Annotated in this window: 19 protein-coding genes and 1 tRNA gene; 9 read left to right on the top strand and 11 right to left on the bottom strand. The window is 70.4% G+C overall.

What is annotated here, in order from left to right; translation table 11 throughout:
- The first annotated feature begins 193 nt into the window (after positions 1-193).
- Together ACWCQM_RS27145 and ACWCQM_RS27140 are read left to right on the top strand one after the other, a co-directional pair.
- Positions 194-358 carry a hypothetical protein gene (locus ACWCQM_RS27145; protein WP_450917731.1) on the top strand — a complete coding sequence of 55 codons (165 nt, stop codon included), beginning with the start codon at positions 194-196 and terminating at the stop codon, positions 356-358.
- Positions 355-1,155, top strand: a complete 801-nt coding sequence (locus ACWCQM_RS27140) for an N-formylglutamate amidohydrolase (protein ID WP_450917730.1) — start codon at positions 355-357, stop codon at positions 1,153-1,155. The genes ACWCQM_RS27145 and ACWCQM_RS27140 overlap by 4 nt, the downstream gene beginning before the upstream one ends.
- Here ACWCQM_RS27140 and ACWCQM_RS27135 read toward each other — a convergent pair.
- The 6 genes from ACWCQM_RS27135 to ACWCQM_RS27110 form a co-directional block, all read right to left on the bottom strand.
- A complete protein-coding gene (locus tag ACWCQM_RS27135) occupies positions 1,142-1,591 on the bottom strand; it encodes a VOC family protein (protein ID WP_450917729.1) in 450 nt (149 codons plus the stop codon). The two genes, ACWCQM_RS27140 and ACWCQM_RS27135, sit on opposite strands and share 14 nt — an antisense overlap.
- 272 nt (positions 1,592-1,863) lie before the next feature.
- Entirely contained in the window at positions 1,864-2,253 is a 390-nt protein-coding gene (gene rbsD, locus ACWCQM_RS27130) for a D-ribose pyranase (RefSeq protein ID WP_450917728.1), read from the bottom strand.
- Complete coding sequence (locus ACWCQM_RS27125) at positions 2,250-3,179, bottom strand: ribokinase (RefSeq protein ID WP_450917727.1); 930 nt, start codon at positions 3,177-3,179, stop codon at positions 2,250-2,252. The genes rbsD and ACWCQM_RS27125 overlap by 4 nt, the downstream gene beginning before the upstream one ends.
- Positions 3,180-3,199: 20 nt before the next feature.
- On the bottom strand, positions 3,200-5,164 hold the full coding sequence (locus tag ACWCQM_RS27120) for an ABC transporter permease/substrate-binding protein (protein ID WP_450917726.1): 1,965 nt from the start codon (positions 5,162-5,164) through the stop codon (positions 3,200-3,202).
- On the bottom strand, positions 5,154-6,713 hold the full coding sequence (locus ACWCQM_RS27115) for a sugar ABC transporter ATP-binding protein (protein WP_450917725.1): 1,560 nt from the start codon (positions 6,711-6,713) through the stop codon (positions 5,154-5,156). The genes ACWCQM_RS27120 and ACWCQM_RS27115 overlap by 11 nt, the downstream gene beginning before the upstream one ends.
- Positions 6,710-7,726, bottom strand: coding sequence for a LacI family DNA-binding transcriptional regulator (locus tag ACWCQM_RS27110; protein ID WP_450917724.1), 1,017 nt, complete (start codon positions 7,724-7,726; stop codon positions 6,710-6,712). Before ACWCQM_RS27110 ends, ACWCQM_RS27115 begins: the two co-directional genes overlap by 4 nt.
- Before the next feature lie 394 nt (positions 7,727-8,120).
- On the opposite strand from ACWCQM_RS27110, the gene ACWCQM_RS27105 reads away from it, so the two are divergent.
- Together ACWCQM_RS27105 and ACWCQM_RS27100 are read left to right on the top strand one after the other, a co-directional pair.
- Positions 8,121-8,480, top strand: coding sequence for an effector-associated constant component EACC1 (locus ACWCQM_RS27105; RefSeq protein ID WP_450917723.1), 360 nt, complete (start codon positions 8,121-8,123; stop codon positions 8,478-8,480).
- Positions 8,481-9,773, top strand: coding sequence for a caspase family protein (locus tag ACWCQM_RS27100; RefSeq protein WP_450917722.1), 1,293 nt, complete (start codon positions 8,481-8,483; stop codon positions 9,771-9,773). It abuts the gene before it with no gap.
- 177 nt (positions 9,774-9,950) lie between these two features.
- Here ACWCQM_RS27100 and ACWCQM_RS27095 read toward each other — a convergent pair.
- Positions 9,951-10,038: transfer RNA gene (locus ACWCQM_RS27095), tRNA-Leu, on the bottom strand.
- A 233-nt stretch (positions 10,039-10,271) separates the two neighbouring features.
- Here ACWCQM_RS27095 and ACWCQM_RS27090 point away from each other — a divergent pair.
- Entirely contained in the window at positions 10,272-11,582 is a 1,311-nt protein-coding gene (locus tag ACWCQM_RS27090) for a DUF2254 domain-containing protein (RefSeq protein WP_450917790.1), read from the top strand.
- Between the two features lie 9 nt (positions 11,583-11,591).
- On the opposite strand, the gene ACWCQM_RS27085 is transcribed toward ACWCQM_RS27090, so the two are convergent.
- The 3 genes from ACWCQM_RS27085 to sucC form a co-directional block, all read right to left on the bottom strand.
- Complete coding sequence (locus ACWCQM_RS27085; protein WP_450917721.1) at positions 11,592-13,163, bottom strand: aldehyde dehydrogenase family protein; 1,572 nt, start codon at positions 13,161-13,163, stop codon at positions 11,592-11,594.
- A 350-nt stretch (positions 13,164-13,513) separates the two neighbouring features.
- On the bottom strand, positions 13,514-14,395 hold the full coding sequence (gene sucD / locus ACWCQM_RS27080; protein ID WP_450917720.1) for a succinate--CoA ligase subunit alpha: 882 nt from the start codon (positions 14,393-14,395) through the stop codon (positions 13,514-13,516).
- 2 nt (positions 14,396-14,397) lie between these two features.
- Positions 14,398-15,534 (bottom strand): ADP-forming succinate--CoA ligase subunit beta, encoded by a 1,137-nt coding sequence (gene sucC / locus ACWCQM_RS27075; protein WP_450917719.1) that lies wholly within the window; start codon positions 15,532-15,534, stop codon positions 14,398-14,400.
- A gap of 166 nt (positions 15,535-15,700) precedes the next feature.
- Between sucC and ACWCQM_RS27070 the strand changes: the two genes are divergently transcribed.
- From ACWCQM_RS27070 to ACWCQM_RS27055, 4 genes are all read left to right on the top strand, one after another.
- On the top strand, positions 15,701-17,392 hold the full coding sequence (locus ACWCQM_RS27070) for a thiamine pyrophosphate-binding protein (protein WP_450917718.1): 1,692 nt from the start codon (positions 15,701-15,703) through the stop codon (positions 17,390-17,392).
- Between the two features lie 16 nt (positions 17,393-17,408).
- On the top strand, positions 17,409-18,647 hold the full coding sequence (gene frc, locus ACWCQM_RS27065) for a formyl-CoA transferase (protein ID WP_450917717.1): 1,239 nt from the start codon (positions 17,409-17,411) through the stop codon (positions 18,645-18,647).
- A gap of 2 nt (positions 18,648-18,649) precedes the next feature.
- Positions 18,650-20,806 (top strand): acetate--CoA ligase family protein, encoded by a 2,157-nt coding sequence (locus ACWCQM_RS27060; protein WP_450917716.1) that lies wholly within the window; start codon positions 18,650-18,652, stop codon positions 20,804-20,806.
- 123 nt (positions 20,807-20,929) lie between these two features.
- Entirely contained in the window at positions 20,930-22,321 is a 1,392-nt protein-coding gene (locus tag ACWCQM_RS27055) for an OFA family MFS transporter (RefSeq protein ID WP_450917715.1), read from the top strand.
- A 72-nt stretch (positions 22,322-22,393) separates the two neighbouring features.
- Here the strand turns inward: ACWCQM_RS27055 and ACWCQM_RS27050 are convergent, their stop codons facing one another.
- Positions 22,394-23,479 (bottom strand): sugar phosphate isomerase/epimerase family protein, encoded by a 1,086-nt coding sequence (locus tag ACWCQM_RS27050; protein ID WP_450917789.1) that lies wholly within the window; start codon positions 23,477-23,479, stop codon positions 22,394-22,396.
- Positions 23,480-23,510 lie beyond the last annotated feature (31 nt).

Below are 23,510 nucleotides of genomic sequence, written 5' to 3'. Positions count from 1 at the left end.
CGGCGGCGGATCCGTCCCACCGGTCCGCGCACACCCTGGACGAGCGGTGACGCGGTGACGCCCGCCCCGAAACGGCTTCCACGCACCGGAGTTCGACCCGGTGCCACAGGAAGCCGTTCGAGGCGGGCGTCCGTCATCGCGCCAGGGATGAAAGGCTGCGGAGCAGGGACGCGTGCCGGCGTAGGCTTTCCGCATGGCCGCCCCGCTGAGCACGGAATCCGCCGGACTCGCAGAGGCCGCCGGACTCACAGAAGCCGCCGGACTCACAGAAGCCGCCGGACTCACGGAATCCGCCGGACTCGCAGAGGCCGCCGGACTCACAGAAGCCGTGGCACTCACAGAGGCGGACCGCCGTTGAGCACCGTCCCTCTCCCCTTCGAGCTCGTGCCCGGCGCCGTCGGATCGTCGGTTCTGCTGCATGTCCCCCACTCCTCCCGGGTCGTCCCGGAGGAGGTGCGCGGCGGAATCGTGCTCGACGACGCGGCGCTGGAGACGGAGCTCGACCACATCACCGACGCCCACACCGCCGACCTGGCGGCCAGGGCCTGCGAGGCCGGCGCCGCGGCACCCTGGCGCTTCGTCAACGGCCTGTCGCGACTGGTCGTCGACCCGGAGCGGTTCCCCGACGACCGGGAGGAGATGCTGGCCGTCGGCATGGGCGCGGTCTACACGCGGACCACTCACCGCGAGCCGCTCCGGGCCCCCGGGCACGACCCCGGCCCGCTGCTCGACCGCTATTTCCACCCGTACGCGCGCGCGATGACGGCGGCTGTCGACGAGCGGCTGGCCGCCACGGGGCGCGCGGTCGTCATCGACGTCCACTCGTACCCCACCGCGGCGCTCCCGTACGAACTGCACGGCGCCGGGCCCCGTCCGCCGGTCTGCCTGGGGACCGACGGCTTCCACACCCCGCCCGGGCTTCTGGCCCGGGCGGAGGCGGCATTCGCCGGATTCGGCGGCACGGGGCTGGACAGCCCGTTCCCCGGTACGTACGTCCCACTGAAGCACTACGGGAAGGACCGGCGGGTCAGCGCGCTGATGATCGAGATCCGGCGCGACCTCTACATGACCGAGCCCGGTGGCCCTCCGGGCCCGGGACTCGACGCGCTTGCCTCGGCGCTGGCCGAGCTGGTGGACGGCCTCACCGACCTGTGACCGGGGCCCCGGGCCGGGCGTAGGGCCTTGTCATGATCTCCATGTTGTGGCCGTCCGGGTCCTTGAAATAGGCACCCCGGCCCCCGAAGAGCCTGTTGATCCGCCCGGGTTCGTTGTGCTGGGGGTCGGCGTAGTGCGTGACCCCGAGCGCGCCCAGCCGGGCGATCATGCTGTCGAACTCCGCGTCCGGGACGAGGAAGGCGTAGTGCTGCGCCTGCACCGGTTCACCGCGCAGCTCGTAGTAGTCCAGGGTCACGCCGTTCCCGAGGTCGACGGGAAGGAAGGGACCGAAAGGGCTGCCGACCTCCAGGCCCAGGATGGCGGCGATGAACTCCGCCGACAGTGCCCGGTCGGCGGCGTACACGGCGAGGTGGTTCAACTGCACCACGCCGACGCCCTCTTGGGCGAGCGGGTCCTGCTGTGGTGTGTGAGGCATGAGGATACGTCTCCGTGTCGTGAATTCCGCTGGTACGGGGCGCCGCGTTGCGGGCGCCGGTCGGAAGTGCACGACGGGGCGGGCGGGGCTCGTGCCCGCCACGCGCTCATGCCACAGCCGGGCGCCTTGCTCGTACATGGCCCATGGCCGACCCGGCAGTCACGGGAAGGAGCGTAACAGTGCGCGCCCCGGGGCCCCGCACGTGAGGCCCGGGAGGGCGCGCGACCCGGGCCGGGAGCGGGCGCACTACGACGCCCGCACCCGACGACCGGTCAGAAGAACACCCCGCATCTGAGCAGCACGTTCGCGTGGGGCCGTGCCTCCCCCGTCCGCACCACCAGGCGGGCTGAGGCGGAGAGCGCCTTGAGCTGCTCGTGGGGCACATGTGTCAGGTCCGGCAGGCGGGAGGCCAGGAGGCCGGCGGCCTCCGGATTGGTCCGTCGCACCTCCTCGGCCGCCGTGGCCCCCTCGACGACCAGCTCGTCCAGCAGCCCGTCCAGGACCTCGGCGAAGGACGGGACTCCCGCACGGAAGGCCAGGTCGACGACGCGGGGGCCCGAGGGGACGGGCATGCCGGCGTCGCAGACCAGGACACCGTCGCCGTGCCCCAACTCGGCAAGCGCTCCCGCGAGATGACGATTGAGGATGCCTGACTTCTTCACAGTGCCGCGACCTCTTCCGCGGTGGGGAAGGACGCCTGCGCGCCCTCCTTGGTGGCGGCCGCCGCGCCGACGCGCACGGCGAAGGCGGCTGCTTCGGCGAGTTCCTCCCCGAGGCCGAGCCGCCAGGCGAGGGCAGCGGTGAACGCGTCACCCGCACCGGTCGTGTCCACGGCGTCGACCCGCGGGCTCGGTACGCGCACGGGTTCGCCCGCGCGGGTGTCGGAGACCAGCGCCCCGTCCGCGCCCAGCGTGATCACCACCGAGCGGGGTCCGAGCGCGGTGAGCCCCCGGGCCCACTCCTCCGGAGTGGCTCCCGCGCCCTCCCCCAGGATGAAGCGCGCCTCGTGCTCGTTGACGACCAGCGGGTCGCAGGCGGCCAGCACTTCGTCGGGGAGCGGGGCGGGCGGGGACGGGTTGAGGACCAGACGCGTGTCCTGGCCCAGGGAGCGGGCCGTCTCGGCGACGGTGTCCAGCGGGATCTCCAGTTGTACGGAGACGACGCGGGCCGCCGCGAACAGGGGGCCCGCCGCCTTGATGTCCCCGGGGGTCAGCCGGGCGTTGGCGCCCGGGGAGACGACGATGCTGTTGTCCCCCGACGGGTCGACGGTGATGAGCGCGACGCCTGTGGGCGCCCCGCCGACGAGGACTCCGCCGGTGTCGACACCCGCCTCCTGCTGCGAGGCGCGCAGCAGGAGGCCGTGGGCGTCGTCGCCGACCCGTGCCAGCAGCGCCGTACGGGCGCCGAGGCGGGCGGCGGCGACGGCCTGGTTGGCGCCCTTGCCGCCGGGGTGGACGACGAGGTCGGTGCCGAGCACCGTCTCCCCCGGCCCGGGGCGCCGGTCGACGCCGATGACCAGGTCGGCGTTGGCCGAGCCGACGACCAGGAGGTCGTACCGGGAGGGCGCGGAGTCCTCATTCGCGTACATCTGGATCGTGCCTTCCGTGATCAGGAGAAGTCGGCGACGTTCTGCCGGGTGACGACCTTGACCGGCACCTTCACCATGCTGTCGACCTTCTTGCCTTCGGCGGCGCTGACCGCGTTCTGTACGGCGATCCTCCCCAGTTCCTTGGGCTGCTGGGCCACGGACGCGTACAGGGTGCCCGCCTCGACGGCCGTCAGACCGTCCGGGGTTCCGTCGAAGCCGACGACCGCGACGGACTTTCCGGCCTTGCTGCCCAGGGCCTTCACCGCGCCGAGGGCCATCTCGTCGTTCTCGGCGAAGACGCCGGTGATCCCGGGGTGCGACTGGAGCACGTTGGTCATCACGTCCAGACCCTTGGTGCGGTCGAAGTCGGCAGGCTGGGTGGCGACGATCTTGATGCCCGGGTAGGCCTTGATGCCTGCCGCGAAGCCCGCGCCGCGCTCACGGCTGGCGGATGTGCCCGCCGTGCCCTGGAGGACGACGATGCTGCCCTTGCCGCCGAGCCGGTCGGCGAGCGTCTTCGCGGCGAGCTTGCCGCCCGCCACGTTGTCGGAGGCGACGAGCGTCGCGGTCTCGGCCTTGTTGACGCCCCGGTCGGCGGCGACCACCGGGATGTCGGCCTTGTTGGCGCCCCGGACACCGGGGCCGACCGCGTCGGAGTCCACCGGGTTGACGATGACGGAGTCCACTCCGGAACTGGTGAAGTTCTCCAGCTGGTTGGCCTGCTGCGAGGCGTCGTTCTGAGCGTCGGTGACGGTCAGGTCGACTCCGGCCGCCTTGGCCTCGGCCTGCGCGCCCTCCTTCATCTGCACGAAGAAGGGGTTGTTGAGAGTGGAGAGCGACATGCCCACCTTGGTGGTGGTGCCGGTGGAACCGGACTTGAAGAAGGTCACCGCCGCGATGACGGCGGCCACGCAGACCACCGCGATGCCGATCTGCGTCACTCCCTTGCGGCCCTTGCCCGGTCCGCCGGGTGCGGCGGACGAACCGCCCGCGCTCGCGGCACCGGAACCGGCCTTGCGGCGGAGTGTGTCGAGCAGCACCGCGAGGGCGATGACGACGCCGATGACGACCTGCTGCCAGAAGGCGGACACGGACAGGAGGTTGAGGCCGTTGCGCAGCACGGCGAGGATCAGTGCGCCGATCAGGGTGCCGGACGCCTTGCCGACGCCGCCGGCGAGGCTCGCCCCGCCGATGACGACCGCGGCGATCGCGTCGAGTTCGTACCCCTGTGCGGCCTGCGGCTGCGCGGAGACCAGACGGGAGGCGAGGACGATGCCCGCGACGGCGGCGAAGAGGCCCGACAGGGCGTAGATGGCCAGCTTCTGCTTCTTGACCCGCAGGCCGGAGAGCCTGGCCGCTTCCTCGTTGCCGCCGATGGCGTACATGGAGCGGCCGATGTAGGTGCGGGCCAGGATGAGGGCCGCTATCAGGCCCATCGCGATCATCACGAGGACCGGGACGGGCAGCCAGCCGCCGAGCGTGTCACCCAGAACGGAGACGGACTCGGGGAACGGGATCGGCCGGCCCTGGGAGATGACGAGGGACAGACCGCGGGCGACCGAGAGCATGGCCAGCGTCGCGATGAACGAGGGCAGCTTTCCGTACGCGACGAGGGCGCCGCTCACGAATCCGCAGGCGATGCCGGTGGCGACGGCCAGGATGACCGCGAGCCAGACCGGGACGCCCTCGGAGGTCGCCGACCATGCGAGGACGGTCGCGGAGAGGGCGGCGACCGACCCGACGGAGAGGTCGATGCCGGCGGAGACGATGACGAAGGTGACGCCGAACGCGAGGATCGCGGTCACGGCGGCCTGGACACCGACGTTCAGCAGGTTCTGGGTGGTGAGGAAGTCGCCGGAGAGCAGCGACATCGCCACCAGGAGGACGACCAGGGCGCTCAGCGCGCCGTTGTCGAGCAGGAGGCGGCGGAGGGTGTGTCCGGCGCTGCCCGCGCCCGCCTTGCTCGGATGCGTGTCAGTGGCCACGGGGGCTCTCCTCGTCGTTCTCGGTGTGCTGGCCGCCGTCGGTGGACGGGGCTGTTGCGGGGGCGGCGCTGACGGCGAGTGCCATCACGGCGTCCTGGGTCGCTTCCTGGGCGGGGAGCTCACCCGCGATCCGCCCCTGGGCCATGACCAGGACCCGGTCGCTCATCCCGAGGACCTCGGGCAGGTCGCTGGAGATCATCAGGACGGCGTGCCCCGAGGCCGTCAGCTCGTTGATGAGCTGGTAGATCTCGACCTTGGCGCCGACGTCGATCCCGCGCGTCGGCTCGTCGAGGATCAGGACCCGGGTGTCGGCCAGGAGCCACTTGCCGATGACGACCTTCTGCTGGTTGCCGCCGGACAGGGTGCGGACGTGCTGGCCGAGGCCCGACATCCGCACGCCGAGCTGCTCGGCGATGCGGGCGGCCGCGGTGCGCTGGCCCTTGACGTCGACGAGCCCTGAGCGGGTCGCCGAGCGGAGGGTGACCAGGCCCAGGTTCTCCTGCACGGAGGCGTCGAGCACCAGGCCCTGGCCCTTGCGGTCCTCGGGGACGAGCCCGATCCCGGCGCCCATGGCGGCGGTCACGTCGTGCTTGCCGAGGCGCTCGCCGCGTACGTCGACGGTGCCGGAGTCGTAGGGGTCGGCGCCGAAGACGGCGCGGGCGACCTCGGTGCGCCCCGCCCCGACGAGTCCGGCGAGGCCGACGACCTCACCGGCCTTCACGTCGAAGCTGATGTCGTGGAACACCCCGTCGCGGGTGAGCCCGCGCACGGAGAGCAACGGCTGTCCGGTTTCCGGGCGTTCGCGCGGGTACTGCTGGTCGATGCTGCGTCCCACCATGAGCTGGACGAGCTCGGCCTCGGGGGTCGAGGCGGGCACCTGGTCGATGCTGCGGCCGTCGCGCAGGACGGTGACGCGGTCGCCGAGGGCGGCGATCTCGTCGAGATGGTGGGTGATGAAGACGACGCCGACGCCGTCGGCGCGCAGCTGCCGGACGATCCCGAAGAGCTTGTCGACCTCCTCGGAGGTGAGGACCGCGGTCGGCTCGTCCATGATCAGGACGCGGGCGTCCAGGCTGAGCGCCTTGGCGATCTCGACCATCTGAAGGCGGGCGATGCCCAGTTCGCGGATCTTCGCCCGGGGCGAGACGTGCAGGCCGACGCGGCGCAGCAGCACCTCGGCGTCGGCTTCCATGCGCCTGCGGTCGATCATGCCGAAGCGGCGGGGCTGCCGGCCGAGGAAGATGTTCTCGGCGACCGTCAGATCGGGTACGAGGTTGAACTCCTGGTAGATCGTGGCGATCCCGAGCTTCTCGGCGTCCTGCGCCCCATGGATGCGCACCTCCTGGCCGCCGGCGAAGATCCGGCCGCTGTCGGGGCGGTAGGCGCCGGAGAGCATCTTGATGAGGGTGCTCTTCCCCGCTCCGTTCTCACCGAGCAGGACGTGCACTTCACCGCTGCGCAGGTCGAAGTCGACGCTGTCCAAAGCGACCACGCCGGGGAATGTCTTGCGTACGCCTTCGATGCGCAGCAACTCGGCTGATTCACTCACTCGTTGCTCCCGGGTCCAAAGGTGCGCTCGCCGCAGGAGCTGCGTACGACGAGGCGTGCGGGCAGGGTGACGGACTGCGGAGGCCGGCCCTCGACGATGTCGACCAGGGCACGCACGGCGGCGCGGCCGAGCTCGCCCGTCGGCTGGGCGATCGCGGTGATCGGCGGGCCGGTGTGGACGAACCACGGGATGTCGTCGAAGGCCGCGATGCCGATGTCCTCGGGGACGCGCAGCCCGCGTGCGCGGATGGCGTCCAGGGCGCCGAGCGCCATGAGGTTGTCGGCGGCGAACACGATCTCGGGCGGTTCGGGGAGCGAGAGGAAGCTCTCGGTGGCGCGTCGGCCGCTGTCGGCTTGGAAGTCGCCCTGGCCGATGTAGGCGTCGGGCAGCGCGAGTCCGTGCGTACGCATCGCTTCACGGAACGCCTCGACACGCTCGTCGCCCGTGGTGGTGGCCGCCGGTCCCGCGATAATGGCGAGCCTGCGGTGGCCGAGCGCGTACAGGTGGGCGACGAGGTCCTGGATCGCCCGGTGGCCGTCCGCGCGGACGACGGGGACGTCCACCCCGGGCATCCAGCGGTCCACGAAGACCATCGGGGTGCCGGTGCGGGCGACGTCGAGCAGCAGCGGGGACTCACCGTCGGCGGGCGAGACCAGGAGCCCGTCGATCCTGCGGTCCAGGAGCGTGCGGACATGGTCGTCCTGCTGCTCGGTCCGCTCGTCGGCGTTGCCGATGATCACGCTGTAGCCGAGCGCGCGGGCCTCCTCCTCCACGGAGCGGGCCAGCGCGGTGAAGTACGGATTGAGTACGTCGCTGATGACCAGGCCGAGCGTGCGCGTCTGGTCGGTGCGCAGCGAGCGGGCCACGGCGTTGGGCCGGTAGCCGAGGGCTTCGACGGCGGCGAGGACGCGGGCGCGTGCGTCGGGACTGACGGACGGATGACTGTTGAGAACGCGGGAGACCGTGGCGACAGAGACTCCTGCCCGCGCCGCGACATCCTTGATGCTCGCCATTTCCGGGCCACCTCCTTGTGGTTTCCGGGGGTCTCGAAACCAGCGGAACGAGCCGTGGAATCGATTACACGGATGATTGGAATCGATTACATGGCCGAAAACAAGTGTCCGGGCATCGGACGAGACCGGATCGTGATCTGAGGGCCTGCCGCACGGCGGCCGGGCGGGCCGATCCTGCCGGGCGGCATCCGGCTCGGCGGGGCCCGCTGCGGGCCGGACGCCCGGACCGGCGCGTGTGCTTCCACGCGGGCAGGACACTCCGCGCCGAGGCGGGTTCCGCCGATCCGTGGCCCGTTCACGTATCACGCAGAGTGATTTACCTACCGGCGACTTGGGTAGCTGTCCGGTGCTTGCGGCCGAGAACTGGGGGTTGGGCATGAAATTGTGCATTTCGATGACCGACGAGCGGGACGCGGACGAACTCGCCTCGCTGTACCGCTGGTTGAGCAACGATCCGGACCTGGCACAGTGGGTCGAGTTCAGCTTCGGGCAGGAGGAGCCCGAGCCCGGAGCGATGGGCCTGGATCTGGATCAGATCGTCGCACTGGTGTCGGCCGTGACAGGCACGGTCGGTGCGGCGGCTGGGGTGTTCTCGAGCATCACCCAGTGGCGCTCGACCCGTCCGCGAGGGACCGCCCAGGTCACGGTGGTCTCCGGCTCCGGAGCGCCGCCGGTCGTCCTGGACGACGAGGAGCAGCGCTCCCCCGGCCAGCTGGGTGCGGACACCGTCGGTGGAACCGGACCGGTGCAGTAGATGGCCGACGCTCTGAGACTCTCCGATCCCGCGGCGTCGTACGCGGTTCTCGCGGGGGTGGCGAAGTACGAACACCTCGACGACCTGCCCGCCGTGGCGAACAACGTTGCGGCGCTGCGTGACACCCTGGCGGACCCCGCCGTCTGGGGGCTTCCTCTCGACCGGATCGAGATCGTCGAACCGGAGAGGGTCGGCAGCCGCTTCACCTGGGCGGTCAAGGAGGCCGCCGAGAAAGCCACCGACACCCTCCTCGTCTACTACGCGGGGCACGGCACCCCCGAGGACGGGACACGGGAGCTGTATCTCGGGCTGCCGGGCCAGATGCAGGGATACGTGGAAACGGCCCTCCGCTACAAATGGGTGGCCGAGAAGCTGAACAGCGCGAGGAACAAGGCGCGCCACATCATCGTGATCATCGACAGCTGCTACAGCGGCCTGGGGACCACCGGTTACATGTCGGACGGCGAGAGCCTCGCACAGGTCGTGAACGGTGAGTTCACGGAGATCAAGGGCCGCGCCGTGCTCACCTCGTCCGCGGCCAACAAGGTGTCCAAGGCGCCCGTGGGCGCCCCGTACACGGCGTACACGGGAGAGTTGCTCAGCATCCTGGAGTCGGGGATCAAGGACGGCTCCGCACTCCTGAACGTGGAGACCCTGCACCGGGAGATCATGCGACGCCTTCCCGACCAGCTCCCGGACCTGGGCGCACGCGGATCCACCAATGTGGTCTGCTTCGCCAGGAACGCCGCCTACATACCGCCTTCGGCCGGCACCCCGGATCCGCCGGCAGCGGAACGGGCGCCTGCCCCGCAGCCTCCGGCGACCGCGCCCACTCTGCCCCCGCGCATGCCGGTGCTCGTCCGGGCGGAGCTCGAGCAGATGCCACGGGTCAAAGGCTTCCACCTGGTGCGGCCCGGCTACGCCGAGTCACGGCCGGTGACCAAGGCGCGGCAGACGCACCTTCTGTCCAGCAGGGAGGAACTGATCGGCGTCTGGCAGTGGAAACGGTCGGTGTTCGAATCGAAGAGCCTGGTGTTCACCAACGAGGGGATCCGGGTGTCGGACGGTGGCGTCTCGTTCCAGCTCTCGTACGCGGATTTTCATCAGTGCACCTTCAGGTACCGGCAGTTCGATGTGCCCGGGGTCGAGTTCGGCACCATCGACAAGACGTACCTGTCCGTGTGGGGGCCCGATGTCCACTGGTCGAGCCCTCCGATGACCGCCGGGTACGACCTCCGGCACCTGGCAGCGGCCCTGAACGCCATCCGCAAGACGGCCACGGGAGAACAGTGATCAGCGGCCGGAGTCCCGTTCCGCCGACGGCCTGAGCACGTCGTCGGGCGCACGCCCGGTCGATGCCATCGGGCCCGCCCGTGAAGGTGGCCCCGCAGAGAGACGGACACGTCAACGACGAAGCCGGTCAGAGCGACGAGATGTCGCTCTGACCGGCTTCGTTCGGTCGACTGACCGTGGTGTCCGAGGGGGGACTTGAACCCCCACGCCCGATAAAGGGCACTAGCACCTCAAGCTAGCGCGTCTGCCATTCCGCCACCCGGACAAGGTGTCTGTCGTTCCGGGGTGTTCCCCGTGGCGACAAAGAAAACAATACCAGGGGTTTGGGGTGCCTCTCACCTGCGTTTTCCGTGGTCAGTGCGGTGCGGGTGCGCGCGAGGCCGGATCGCGTACGTTCCGTGGCGTGCCGTGTACGTGGAGTGGTTCCGGGCTACCTTCGCGGGCATGAGTGGGAAGAGTGGGCGTGCCGGCCGGCCGCCCGGCACGCCGTCCTCACCGATGCCGCCGATGCCCCACGCGTCGCCGTCCTGGCTGTCCGGGGTCCGGGAGCGGCTGCGTGACACCTTCTGGTTCGCGCCGACCGTGGGGCTCGTGTGCGCCTTCGTTCTCTGGTGGGGCCTCTCCGAGCTGGACGCCAGGATCGTCACGTATCTGCGGGAGGAGGGCTCGTACCGCGAGATCGAGGATCTCCTCGCCTTCGCCGGGGACGCGCGGACGATCGTCACCACGGTCAGCGCCGCGATGATGACCTTCATCGGTGTCGTGTTCAGCATCTCGCTGGTGGCCGTCCAGATGGCGAGCGGGCAGCTCACCCCGCGCGTGGTCCGGATCTTCGTGCGGAGCAGGATCAGCAAGCTCACGCTCACGGTGTTCCTGGCGACCTTCGCGTTCTCGCTGCTCGTGCTGACCTCGTACGAGGGAGGTACCGCCCCGGACCCCCGGCGGGTGACGTCGGTGCCGCTGCTCCAGAGCCTGCTGACCCTGGGGCTGGTCGGCCTGAGCCTGCTGCTGTTCGTCGCCTATGTCTCGTCCACCCTGCGGCTGATGCAGGTCGGCCCCGTCCTCGACCACATCGCCCGCGAGTCGCTCCGTGCCCTGGAGCGGCAGCCGGGAGGCCCGGCGGAGGTGCCGACGCGGGGCCCGGAGACCGCGCGGGTCCTGTACGGGGAGCGGGCAGGGGTGCTGCGGGGCGTGGGGGTGCCCCGGCTGGTGCGGGCCGCGGAGCGGCACGGGGTCGTGCTGCGCCTGGTGCCTCGCGTCGGGGACTTCGTGGTGCCCGGCACCCCGGTACTGGCGGTGTACGGGGGCGCCGCCCCGCCGTCGCGCGCGCTCGGCCGGCCGCTGCTGGTCGGGGTCGAGCGGGCGCTGCACCACGATCCGGCCTTCGGGCTGCGGCAGCTGTCGGACATCGCGCTGCGTGCCCTGTCGTCCTCGGTGAACGATCCGACCACCGCGGTGCAGTGCCTGGACCGGATCGTTCAGTTCCTCTCGGTCGCCGTACATCTGCCGCTGGGGCCTCTGCACCACCGGGACCGGCGGGGCGAGGTGCGGCTGGTCCAGGAGGTGCCCGGGTGGACGGATCTCGTGGATCTCGCGTTCGAGGAGATCCGGTGGTGCGCGACCGTGAGCCCACAGGTCACCCGGCGGCTGCTGGCGGGGCTCGACGATCTGTTGGTGCTGGCCACGGGGGAACGCAGGAAACCGCTGCTCAGGCACCGTGCGCTCCTGGTCGAGGCGGTGGAGCGCACGGTGCCCGAGGCGGCCGGACGAGCATTCGCGCTGCGTCCGGACCGTCAGGGGATCGTCTGACGGGTGCGGCTACGGCATGAGGTGGTAGTCCGGGAAATTGCCCGGCAGCCTCTCCGCCCCCGGTCCGTCGGTCACGGCCCGTACGAGCAGTTCGCCGCCCACGAACGCGCCGCGCCAGGACCCCCCGAAGCCCCCGAAGAGCTCCTCGCGGTCGCCCCGCGAGCGGGGCTTGCCGTGACCGGTCTTGAAGGCCCGGATCTGCGGCGCGAGTCGCTCGTACGTCGCCGGGTCGTCGGTGGACAGGGTCGCCACCAGCGCCCCGTTGGACGCGTTCATGGCGGCGAGGAGTTCGGCCTCCGTGTCGACCAGGACGATCGTGTCGACCGGGCCGAAGGGTTCCGCGTGGTGGAGCGGTGAGGAGGGCGGCGGGTTCAGGAGGGTGACCGGCTGGAGGTAGGCGCTGGTGTCCTGGCCGGGGAGGAAGCGGGCGTCGGCCGCCGAACCCTGGTGGAGCGGGACCGCTCCCCGGTCGATGGCCTCGGTGACCTGGTCGTGCAGTTCCTTGGCCTTGGTGGCGTTGATCAGCGGTCCGAAGTCCAGGACGGGGAGCGGGTCGGAGGGATGCTCCACGGCGAGGGGGTGCCCGGTGCGGAGGGAGCGTACGGCGGGGAGATAGGCCGCCAGGAAGTCCGCGAAGAGGGTCCGCTGGACGACGAACCGGGGGTAGGCGGTGCAGCGTTGCTTGCCGTAGTCGAAGAGCTTCGGGACGACCGCGGTGAAGGACGCCCAGTCCGTGTGATTCCAGACGCCCCAGGTGTTGAGGCCCTCCTGCTCCAGGATGTGCCGCTTCCCGAGGTCGGCGACGGCCGTGGCGATGCGGGCGCCGGTGTCCCGCCCACCGACGAACGAGACGCATCCGATCTCCGGCGACCGGACCAGGGGCTCGGAGAGTTCGCTGCCGCTGCCGCTGAGGAGGGTCAGTGGGATGCCCTCGCGGGCGGCGAGCGCACAGGCCAGGGTGAGGCAGGCGACACCGCCGTCGGTGGGCGTCTTGGCGATCACGGCGTTGCCGGCCAGGGCCTGCACGAGCATCGCGTGCACCAGCACGGACATGGGGTAGTTCCAGCTGGCGATGTTGGAGACGGGGCCGGCGAGGGGGGTGCGGCCGGCCAGGAGGCGGTCGCTGTGGTCGACGTACCAGCGGACGCCGTCGATCGCCCGGTCCACGTCCGCCTGGGCGAGGCGCCAGGGCTTGCCGATCTCCCAGACCAGGAGCAGGGCGAGGAGTTCGCGGTGCTCGGTGAGGGCGTCGAGGGTGGCCGACACACGGGCGCGGCGCTCGGGCAGCGGGATGTGGCGCCAGGCGCGGTGCGCGTCGAGGGACGCGCGTACGGCTTGCCGGGCAGCCGGGGCGTCGAGCCGGGGCGGGCCCGTGATGGGGGTGCCGTCCACGGGGCTGGTGGCGGGGAGGGTGCGGCCGTCGGGGTGCCAGGCGGCGGCCCAGAGGTTGTGGACGCGGGTGTCCTGGAATGCCTCGGGGGCTGCGGCCAGGCAGCGGTTCCAGGCGTCCTGCCAGGCGGTTCCCGGCTTGAGGATGAGGGGGGTGGGGGTGGGAGGTGCGGGTGTGGGTGCCTTGGTCATGAGGTCTCCGCTCTGAGGGTGCGGGGTGACTGGGGCGGATGTGCGGTGCGGGTGACTCTGTGGTGCGCAGCAGGTGCCGGGGTGCGGGTGGCGCGGGGCGACGGGGAGTGCGGGTGGCGCGGGGCGGGCGGCGCGGGGCGGGCGGCGCGGGCGGGGCGCCTGCGGCGGGCCTGATCCCCTGCCCGCCCCTTCCCGTACCAGGGCTCCGCCCCGGACCCCGGTCCTCAATCGCCGGACAGGCTAAATCAATGCGGCTTTGCTCCCGGCGCCAGCCCCGCACCGCCCGACAAGCCAAATCGGTGCGGGCTCTGGTCCAGACACGAGGCCCGCACCGCCGCACGGGCCGGTTCTCAGCCGCGCAGCCTCTCCTCCGCCAGGCGGGCCGTTTCCGTCGGGGTGGCGCCCACTGCCACTCCCGCTGCCTCCAGTGCCTTCTGCTTCGCCGCTGCCGTGCCGGAGGAGCCCGAGACGATGGCTCCCGCGTGGCCCATCGTCTTGCCCTCGGGAGCCGTGAAGCCCGCGATGTAGCCGACCACCGGCTTGGTGATGTGCTGGGCGATGTGTGCCGCGGCGCGTTCCTCCGCGTCGCCGCCGATCTCGCCTATCAGGACGATCAGTTCGGTGTCCGGGTCGTTCTCGAAGGCCGTCAGGCAGTCGATGTGTGTCGTGCCGATGACCGGGTCGCCGCCGATTCCCACGGCCGTGGAGAAACCGGTGTCCCGGAGCTCGTGCATCAGCTGGTAGGTGAGGGTGCCCGACTTCGAGACCAGGCCGATACGGCCGGGCTTCGTCGCGATGTCGGCGGGGATGATGCCCGCGTTGGACTGGCCGGGGCTGATCACACCGGGGCAGTTGGGTCCGAGGATGCGGGTGCCGCGGTCCTTGGCGTGGGCGTGGAAGGAGACCGCGTCGTGGACGGGGATGCCTTCGGTGATGACCACGGCCAGGCCGATCCCCGCGTCCGCCGCCTCGACGACGGCCGCCTTGGCGAACGGCGGCGGGACGAACACGACCGTGACGTCCGCGCCGGTCGCCTCCATGCCGTCGCGTACGGAGCCGAAGACAGGGACCGCGCGGTCGTCGAGGTCCACCGTGCGGCCCGCCTTGCGGGGGTTGACGCCGCCGACGATCTGGGTGCCCGCCGCGAGCATCCGCCGGGTGTGTTTCATGCCCTCGGCGCCGGTCATGCCCTGGACGAGTACCTTGCTCTCCTTGCCGATGAGGATTGCCATGATCAGTGACCTCCCAGGGCCAGTCGGGCTGCTCGGTCCGCCGCGCCGTCCATCGTGGTGACCTGCTGGACCATCGGGTGCGCACGCTCGTCGAGGATCGCCCGGCCGCGTGCGGCGCTGTTGCCGTCGAGGCGTACGACCAGGGGTTTGGTCAGATGGACGGAGTCCAGGGCCTGGACGATGCCGTCGGCCACCGCGTCGCACGCGGTGATCCCTCCGAAGACGTTGACGAACACGGACTTCACCGAGGGGTCGGAGAGGATGACCGTGAGGCCGTCGGCCATCACCGTGGCCGAGGCGCCGCCCCCGATGTCGAGGAAGTCGGCGGGCCGGGCTCCGCAGCCGGCGACCACGTCGAGGGTGGACATGACGAGGCCCGCGCCGTTGCCGATGATGCCGACCTCGCCGTCGAGCTTGACGTAGTTGAGCCCCTTCGCGGCGGCCGCCGCCTCCAGCGGGTCCCCGTGCGGGTCGGCCGCGTCCGCGCCCCAACGGGACTGCCGGAAGGCCGCGTTGTCGTCCAGGGTCACCTTGCCGTCGAGAGCGAGGATACGGTCGTCCTCGGTGCGGACGAGCGGGTTGACCTCGACGAGCAGGGCGTCCTCCTGGGTGAGGACCTGCCACAGCGCCCGGAGTACGGGGACGGTCCCGGGCGGGAGCGAGGCCGCCTCGGCGATCTCCGCCGCCTTGGCCGCCGTGACGCCCTCGACGGGGTCGACGGGGATACGGGCCACCGCTTCCGGGCGGGTGGCGGCGACCTCCTCGATGTCCATGCCGCCCTCGGCGGAGGCGATGGCGAGGAAGGTTCCGGCGGCCCGGTCCAGGACGTAGCTGACGTAGAACTCGTCCTGGATGTCGACGGGTCGGGCGAGCATCACCGAGCGGACCGTATGGCCCTTGATGTCCATCCCGAGGATCTGGCGGGCGGTGACGACCGCGGCGCCCGGGTCGACAGCGAGTTTCACCCCGCCCGCCTTACCCCGGCCGCCCACCTTGACCTGCGCTTTTACGACGACGCGGCCGCCGAGCCGTTCGGCCGCCGCGTGGACCGCGGACGGGTGGTCCACGACCTCGGCGTCCGGTACGGCGATGCCGTGATCCGCGAAGAGTTGCCGTGCCTGGTGCTCGTACAGATCCATAGCCACTCCCGATCGTGCCGATTGTGAAAGTGCCGCACGCCCCCTGGACACCACCCACCGGATGCGGGATAACAAGCTTCATACAGTATTCGTCGACTGTATGCAATGTACCGCGAGAGCGGCGGAGCGGCTCCCGCACTCCCCTACGAAGGGACAGGACATCGCCATGCCCGAGGACAGCCAGGACAACCAGAACCTCATCTCCGGTGGGCACTTGGTCGCCAAGGCACTCAAGGCGGAGGGGGTGGAACGCATCTACACCCTCTGTGGCGGCCATATCATCGACATCTACGACGGCTGCGTCGACGAGGGCATCGAAGTCGTCGACGTACGCCACGAGCAGGTCGCCGCCCACGCCGCCGACGGGTACGCCCGGATCACCGGGAAGCCGGGGTGCGCGGTCGTCACCGCGGGGCCGGGGACGACCGATGCCGTCACGGGTGTCGCCAACGCCTACCGGGCCGAGTCGCCGATGCTCCTGATAGGCGGTCAGGGAGCGCACACCCAGCACAAGATGGGCTCGCTCCAGGACCTCCCGCACGTCGACATGATGACGCCCATCACCAAGTTCGCGGCCACGGTGCCGGACACCGCGCGGGCGGCGGACATGGTGTCGATGGCGTTCCGGGAGTGCTACCACGGGGCACCCGGGCCGTCGTTCCTGGAGATCCCGCGCGATGTGCTCGACGCGAAGGTGCCCGCGGCCAGGGCGCGGGTCCCCGAGGCCGGCCAGTACCGCGCGTCCACCCGGGCGGCCGGCGATCCGGCCGACATCGAGAAGCTCGCGGATCTGCTGGTCCATGCCGAGAAGCCCGCGATCCTGCTGGGCAGCCAGGTATGGACGACGCGGGCCACGGACGCGGCCACCGAGCTCGTGCGGACCCTCAACATCCCCGCGTACATGAACGGCGCCGGCCGCGGCACCCTCCCGCCGGGCGATCCGCACCACTTCCAGCTCTCGCGGCGCTACGCGTTCTCCAACGCCGATCTGATCGTGATCGTCGGCACCCCCTTCGACTTCCGGATGGGGTACGGGAAGCGGCTCTCTCCGGACGCCACCGTCGTCCAGATCGACCTCGACTACCGCACCGTCGGCAAGAACCGCGACATCGACCTCGGGATCGTGGGTGACGCGTCGGTCGTGCTGAAGGCGGTGACCGAGGCCGCGAGCGGACGTCTCAACGGCGGATCGGCCCTGCGCAAGGCCTGGCTGGACGAGCTGCGGGCCGCCGAGCAGACGGCGATCGAGAAGCGGCTGCCCCAGCTGAAGTCGGACGCCTCGCCCATCCACCCGTACCGGCTGGTGAGCGAGATCAACGACTTCCTGACCGAGGACTCCGTCTACATAGGCGACGGCGGCGACATCGTCACCTTCTCCGGCCAGGTCGTCCAGCCCCGCACCCCCGGCCACTGGATGGACCCGGGCCCGCTCGGCACGCTCGGCGTCGGGGTGCCGTTCGTCCTGGCCGCCAAGCAGGCCAGGCCGGACAAGGAGGTCGTGGCCCTCTTCGGCGACGGCGCGTTCTCCCTCACCGGGTGGGACTTCGAGACGCTGGTCCGCTACAACCTCCCGTTCGTCGGGATCGTCGGCAACAACTCCTCGATGAACCAGATCCGTTACGGCCAGAAGGCGAAGTACGGGGACGAGCGGGAGCGGGTCGGCAACACCCTCGGCGACGTCCACTACGACAAGTTCGCCCAGATGCTGGGCGGTTACGGCGAGGAGGTCCGCGACCCCGCGGACATCGCACCCGCCCTGCGCCGGGCCCGTGAGTCGGGGCTGCCCTCGCTCATCAACGTCTGGGTCGACCCGGACGCGTACGCCCCCGGAACGATGAACCAGACCATGTACAAGTAGCAGAGGAGCCGTTGGCATGACCAAAGCTCTTGAGGGCGTGCGCGTCCTCGACATGACACATGTACAGTCCGGCCCCTCCGCCACCCAGCTGCTCGGCTGGCTCGGCGCGGACGTGGTCAAGCTGGAGGCGCCGAGCGGGGACATCACCCGCAAGCAGTTGCGCGATCTGCCCGACGTCGACTCCCTCTACTTCACGATGCTCAACTGCAACAAGCGGAGCATCACCCTCAACACCAAGAGCGAGCGCGGGAAGGAGATCCTCACCGAACTCATCCGCCGCAGCGACGTCATGGTGGAGAACTTCGGCCCCGGCGCCGTGGACCGCATGGGGTTCACCTGGGAGCGGATCCAGGAGATCAATCCCCGTATCGTCTACGCCTCCATCAAGGGCTTCGGTGAGGGCCCGTACACCAACTTCAAGGCGTACGAGGTCGTCGCGCAGGCCATGGGCGGATCGATGGCCACCACCGGGTTCGCGGACGGGCCTCCGCTGGCCACCGGGGCCCAGATCGGCGACTCCGGCACCGGGATCCACGCGGTGGCCGGCATCCTCGCCGCACTGTTCCAGCGCGAGAACACCGGCCGCGGACAGCGGGTCAACGTGGCGATGCAGCACGCCGTGCTCAACCTCTGCCGGGTCAAGCTGCGCGACCAGCAGCGGCTGGAGCACGGCCCGCTCGCCGAGTACCCGAACGCGCAGGACACGGCCGGCGCCGACGAGGTGCCGCGCAGTGGCAACGCCAGCGGCGGCGGCCAGCCGGGGTGGGCGGTGAAGTGCGCGCCGGGCGGGCCCAACGACTACGTGTACGTCATCGTGCAGCCGGTCGGCTGGCAGCCCCTGTCGGCGCTGATCGGCCGCCCCGAGCTCGCGGACGACCCCGAGTGGGCGACCCCGGAGTCCCGGCTGCCCAAGCTCGGCAAGATGTTCCAGCTGATCGAGGAGTGGTCGTCGGCGCTCCCCAAGTGGGACGTCCTGGAACAGCTCAACGCCCACAACATCCCGTGCGGCCCGATCCTCTCCACCAAGGAGATCGTCGAGGACGAGTCGCTCGTCGCCAACGAGATGGTGGTCCGTGTCGAGCACCCCGAGCGCGGTGCCTTCACTACGGTCGGCAGCCCGCTGAAGCTGTCCGACTCCCCCGTCGACATCGTCACCTCCCCGCTCCTGGGTGAGCACAACGCGGAGGTGTACGTCGGCGAACTGGGCCTGGGCGACGAGGAACTGCGGCTGCTGAAGACGAACGGAGTCATCTGAGCATGGCCGGAACAGTCGAATCACAGGAGCGGGAACGCGTCAGGGAGCTGCTCGACCGCGTCCGGGGCGAGGGGCGCGGCGCGCTCACCGCCCCGGAGGGGAAGGTCGTCGCCGACGCGTACGGGATCACGGTGCCGGGTGAGGGTCTGGCCCGGGACGTCGACGAGGCGGTGGCGCTGGCCGACCGGCTCGGCGGGTCCGTGGTGCTCAAGATCGTCTCCCCCGACATCCTGCACAAGACGGATGCGGGCGGTGTGGTGGTCGGGGTGTCGGGTGCGCAGGAGGTGCGCGCGGCCTTCTGCTCCATCGTGAAGAACGCCAAGGCCTACGCGCCGGACGCCCGGATCGAAGGGGTGCAGGTCCAGCAGCTCGTGCCGCCCGGCCAGGAGGTCATCGTCGGGGCGGTCACCGATCCGACGTTCGGGAAGGTGGTGGCGTTCGGTCTCGGCGGGGTGCTGGTCGAGGTGCTCAAGGACATCACCTTCCGGCTGGCCCCGGTGAGCGCGGAAGAGGCGCAGTCGATGCTGGACTCGATCGGCGCGGCCGAGATCCTGAAGGGCGTGCGCGGCGCGCCCGCCGTGGACCGGTGGGCCCTGGCGGAGCAGATCCGGCGGGTCTCCCGGCTGGTCACCGACTTCCCGGAGATCGCGGAGGTCGACCTCAATCCGGTGATCGCGTCCCCGGACGGGGCGATCGCCGCCGACATCCGGATCCTGCTGTCGACCGAGGAGGTGAAGGTGCGCCGCCGCTACAGCCGCGAGGAGATCCTCGGATCGATGCGCCGGCTGATGGAGCCGCGGTCCGTCGCCGTCATCGGTGCCTCCAACGAGCAGGGCAAGATAGGCAATTCGGTGATGCGGAACCTCATCGACGGCGGGTTCGCGGGCGAGATCCACCCGGTGAACCCCAAGGCCGATGACATTCTCGGCCGCAAGGCGTACAAGAGTGTCACCGACGTTCCCGGTGAGGTGGATGTGGCGGTCTTCGCGATCCCCGCCAAGTTCGTGGCATCGGCGCTGAAGGAGGTGGGCCGCAAGGGCATCCCCAACGCCGTGCTCATCCCCTCCGGTTTCGCCGAGACGGGTGAACAGGCCCTCCAGGACGAGATCGTGGCGGTGGGCGAGGAGTACGGCGTACGGCTGCTCGGGCCGAACATCTACGGCTACTACTCGACGTGGCAGGACCTCTGCGCCACGTTCTGCACCCCGTACGACGTCAAGGGACCGGTGGCGCTCACCTCGCAGTCCGGTGGCATCGGGATGGCGATCCTCGGCTTCGCGCGGTCGACGAAGACGGGTGTCTCGGCGATCGTCGGGCTCGGCAACAAGTCGGACATCGACGAGGACGATCTGCTGACCTGGTTCGGCGAGGACCCCCGCACCACGTGCATCGCGATGCATCTGGAGGACCTCAAGGACGGCCGCGCGTTCGTGGAGGCGGCGCGGGCGACGGTGCCGAAGAAGCCCGTCGTGGTCCTCAAGGCCGGGCGGACGAGCGCGGGTGCCAGGGCGGCGGGTTCCCACACGGGAGCGCTGGCCGGTGACGACGCGGTGTACGACGACATCCTCCGTCAGGCGGGGGTCATCCGGGCACCCGGTCTGAACGACATGCTGGAGTACGCGCGGGCGTTGCCCGTCCTGCCGGCGCCGAAGGGCGACAACGTCGTGATCATCACGGGGGCGGGCGGTTCGGGGGTGCTCCTGTCGGACGCGATCGTCGACAACGGGCTCTCGCTGATGGAGATCCCGCCGGATCTGGACACGGCGTTCAAGGCGTTCATCCCGCCGTTCGGCGCCGCCGGGAACCCGATCGACATCACGGGCGGGGAGCCGCCGTCGACGTACGAGGCGACGATCCGGCTGGGCATGGAGGATCCGCGCATCCACGCCCTGGTGCTGGGCTACTGGCACACGATCGTCACTCCCCCGATGGTCTTCGCCGAGCTGACGGCCCGGGTGGTGGAGGAGTTCCGGGCGCGCGGGATCGAGAAGCCGGTGGTGGCGTCGCTGGCCGGCGACACCGAGGTCGAGGAGGCGTGCGCCTACCTGTTCGAGCGGGGCGTCGTCGCCTACCCGTACACGACGGAGCGGCCCGTCGCGGTGCTCGGCGCGAAGTACCGGTGGGCCAGGGCGGCAGGGCTGTTGGGTGGTGGCCGATGACCTGATGACGACGGCTCGAACCACGGGGTCTGCGGCCCACCGCTCGGCCGCGGACCCCGGCGCGAAGTGAGAACGGGCAGGGGGCGCTGGCCAGACTTCTTCCACGCAAGGGGTTCGATCTACATGACAACAACAGGCATCTCGACTTCCGTCCCCTACAGGGAGGTGACGGACGCCAACGGCCGGACCTACCGGGTTGGCGAGAGCGACATCGACATCATGGGCCGCAAGCGCAAGTGGATGGTCATCCTGCCGTGGGTCGGCATGATGGGCATCAGCTCCGCCGAGTACGCGTTCGCGTCGGCGGAGGACACGCTGCACCACGCGCACAACTGGAACAGCGGTCACATCTACTGGATGATGACCGTCTGGGTGTTCTTCCAGGCGGCGGTCGCGATGCCCGCGGGCAGGCTGCGGGAGACCGGCAGGCTGCCGGCCCGCTGGGCGATGATGCTCGGCGCGACGGGCACGCTCCTCGGCTACCTGTCACTGGCGTACGCGCCGCACGTGATCTTCGCGTACATCGGCTTCAGTGTGTTCTCCGGGATGGGCGCGGGCATGGTGTACGCCACCTGCGTCAACATGGTCGGCAAGTGGTACCCGGAGCGCCGGGGCGGCAAGACCGGCTTCGTCAACGGCGGTTTCGCCTACGGTTCGGTGCCGTTCGTCTTCCTCTTCACCGGCTTCATGGACATCACCAACTTCAGGTGGGTCCTGGTGTCGGTGGGTCTGTTCCTGGCCACGATGGTGGCGTGCGCCGGATTCTTCTTCAAGGACCCGCCGAAGAACTGGTGGCCGCAGAACATCGACCCGCTCAACCCGCCCGAGGACCCGCGGGCCCGCCGCTCGCTGGAGAAGAACCCGCCGGCCATCAAGCAGTACTCCCCGGGGGAGGCGTGGCGGACCGGCCGGGTGGCGCTGATGTGGGTCTGTCTGGCCTGTACCTCGGGTGTCAACATCTTCGGTATCGCCTTCCAGGTCGACATCGGCCAGGACGCGGGCTTCGCGGCCGGGATCGTGGCCACCGCCATGTCGCTCAAGGCCATCGTCAACGGCACCGGGCGTGGCGTCATCGGCTGGCTCTCCGACCTCTACGGCCGCAAGAAGTGCCTGATCTACGTCTGCGTCATCCTGGGGCTCGCCCAGTTCGGCATCATCTGGTCGGCCGACATGCAGAGCCTTCCGCTGTTCCTGCTCTTCTCCGCGATCTCCGGCTTCGGCGGCGGCGCCATCTTCCCGATGTTCGCCGCGATGACCGCGGACTACTTCGGTGAGAACAACAACGCCACCAACTACGGCATGGTCTACAGCTCCAAGCTCGTGTCCGGCCTCGGTGCGGGAATGGGCTTCCTGGTCGTCGACGCCTGGGGGCTCAACGGCGCCTTCGTCCTGGCGGGCAGCATCTCGTTCTTCGCGGGATTCCTCTCCCTGTTCCTCGCGGCACCCGGCCGCGACCGCAGAGGCAATCTGCTGGCGAAGCCGAGTCCGGGCCCGGTCGTCCGGGAGACCGACTGACCGCACATCCGCGGCACACGCGTGGGGCCCGGTTCCTGGAACCGGGCCCCACGCGTTGTGTGCCGTCGTGCGTCAGTCGCCGCAGCGGCCTTGGCGGAGCGAGTGGAGGTGCTCGCTGGACTTGCGGGCGAAGGCGAAGGACTCGACCGGGTTGTCGTGCTCGGTCTGCCAGTGGTGGTAGGTCCGGCCGAGTGGGGTCTCCCCTGGTCGAGCGGAGCCGAGACCTTGGGGATGCGTGCGGGTGGTGACCCGGCTCAGGAAGTTCTTGTAGTCGATGTCCCCGTCGCCGACGTCCGTCATGGTGTAGCCGTCGCGTACGGAGTCGTCGCGCGTGCCGTCCTTGACGTGGAAGAGGGGGTAGCGCTCGGGCTGCTTCAGTACGTAGTCGATGGGGTTGAAGGGCGCCGGCGTGCCGTCCACCCGCTTGCCGAAGCGGAACTGGGCGCAGAACGCCCAGTAGATGTCCATCTCCAGGTAGACCAGGTCGGGGTCGGTCTCGGCGAGGAGGACGTCGTAGAGGCGCACGCCGGGCTTGTCGGTGGCGAAGGAGAACTCCTCCGCGTGGTTGTGCTGGTAGAACTTCATGCCGCGCTTGCGGGCGGCGGCGCCGTAGGTGTTGAAGTCGTCGGCGGCGCGCTTCCAGCCGTCCACGGTGGAGCCGTAGCGGAAGGGACCGGACGCGGTGCCGATGTGCTTCAGGCCGAGGGCCTCGGCCTCGTCGAGGACCTTGGTGAGGTTCTGGGCGAAGGTGTAGGCGCCGGGGTTGTTGTCGTCGTAGTAGCCGACGTGGCTGCCGATGGGGTTCAGTCCGTGGTCCCGGGCCAGCCTCTTGAGCTGGGCGAGGGTGATCGCGCCGGCGGAGCCCTGGGTGTATCCGGCGAACTCGATCTCGTCGTAGCCGTACTTCTCGAGTTCGGCGAAGACGGGCGCGAAGCCGAGGGTGGAGACCTTGTCGCGGAGGCTGTAGAGCTGGATGCCGAGACGCCCCGGAGGCAGGACGGGGCGCCCCTTGCCCTTGCCGGGCGCGGCCTGGGGAACGGTCGCCTGGGCGGTGGCGCCGCCCAGGAGGGTGGCGGCCGTGGCTCCGGCGGCGACGCCCAGGACGTTGCGGCGGCTCAGCCTGCGCGCGAGCTCGGGGTCCTTGGGGGTGCGGCTGATGTTCACGAATCTCCCTGTGGGGTGCGGGCGG

The organism is Streptomyces sp. NPDC002125, assembly GCF_053593715.1.
This window is presented reverse-complemented; position numbering and strand designations above follow the sequence as displayed.

Excerpts from the sequence above, each read along its gene's own strand:
- ACWCQM_RS27085 (WP_450917721.1), bottom strand. The coding sequence starts at position 13,163 with ATGACCAAGGCACCCACACCCGCACCTCCCACCCCCACCCCCCTCATC.
- ACWCQM_RS27145 (WP_450917731.1), top strand. The coding sequence starts at position 194 with ATGGCCGCCCCGCTGAGCACGGAATCCGCCGGACTCGCAGAGGCCGCC.
- ACWCQM_RS27055 (WP_450917715.1), top strand. The coding sequence starts at position 20,930 with ATGACAACAACAGGCATCTCGACTTCCGTCCCCTACAGGGAGGTGACG.
- ACWCQM_RS27105 (WP_450917723.1), top strand. The coding sequence starts at position 8,121 with ATGACCGACGAGCGGGACGCGGACGAACTCGCCTCGCTGTACCGCTGG.
- ACWCQM_RS27060 (WP_450917716.1), top strand. The coding sequence starts at position 18,650 with ATGGCCGGAACAGTCGAATCACAGGAGCGGGAACGCGTCAGGGAGCTG.
- ACWCQM_RS27135 (WP_450917729.1), bottom strand. The coding sequence starts at position 1,591 with ATGCCTCACACACCACAGCAGGACCCGCTCGCCCAAGAGGGCGTCGGC.
- sucC (WP_450917719.1), bottom strand. The coding sequence starts at position 15,534 with ATGGATCTGTACGAGCACCAGGCACGGCAACTCTTCGCGGATCACGGC.
- ACWCQM_RS27070 (WP_450917718.1), top strand. The coding sequence starts at position 15,701 with ATGCCCGAGGACAGCCAGGACAACCAGAACCTCATCTCCGGTGGGCAC.
- ACWCQM_RS27125 (WP_450917727.1), bottom strand. The coding sequence starts at position 3,179 with ATGTACGCGAATGAGGACTCCGCGCCCTCCCGGTACGACCTCCTGGTC.
- sucD (WP_450917720.1), bottom strand. The coding sequence starts at position 14,395 with ATGGCAATCCTCATCGGCAAGGAGAGCAAGGTACTCGTCCAGGGCATG.
- ACWCQM_RS27100 (WP_450917722.1), top strand. The coding sequence starts at position 8,481 with ATGGCCGACGCTCTGAGACTCTCCGATCCCGCGGCGTCGTACGCGGTT.
- ACWCQM_RS27090 (WP_450917790.1), top strand. The coding sequence starts at position 10,272 with ATGCCGCCGATGCCCCACGCGTCGCCGTCCTGGCTGTCCGGGGTCCGG.
- ACWCQM_RS27110 (WP_450917724.1), bottom strand. The coding sequence starts at position 7,726 with ATGGCGAGCATCAAGGATGTCGCGGCGCGGGCAGGAGTCTCTGTCGCC.
- frc (WP_450917717.1), top strand. The coding sequence starts at position 17,409 with ATGACCAAAGCTCTTGAGGGCGTGCGCGTCCTCGACATGACACATGTA.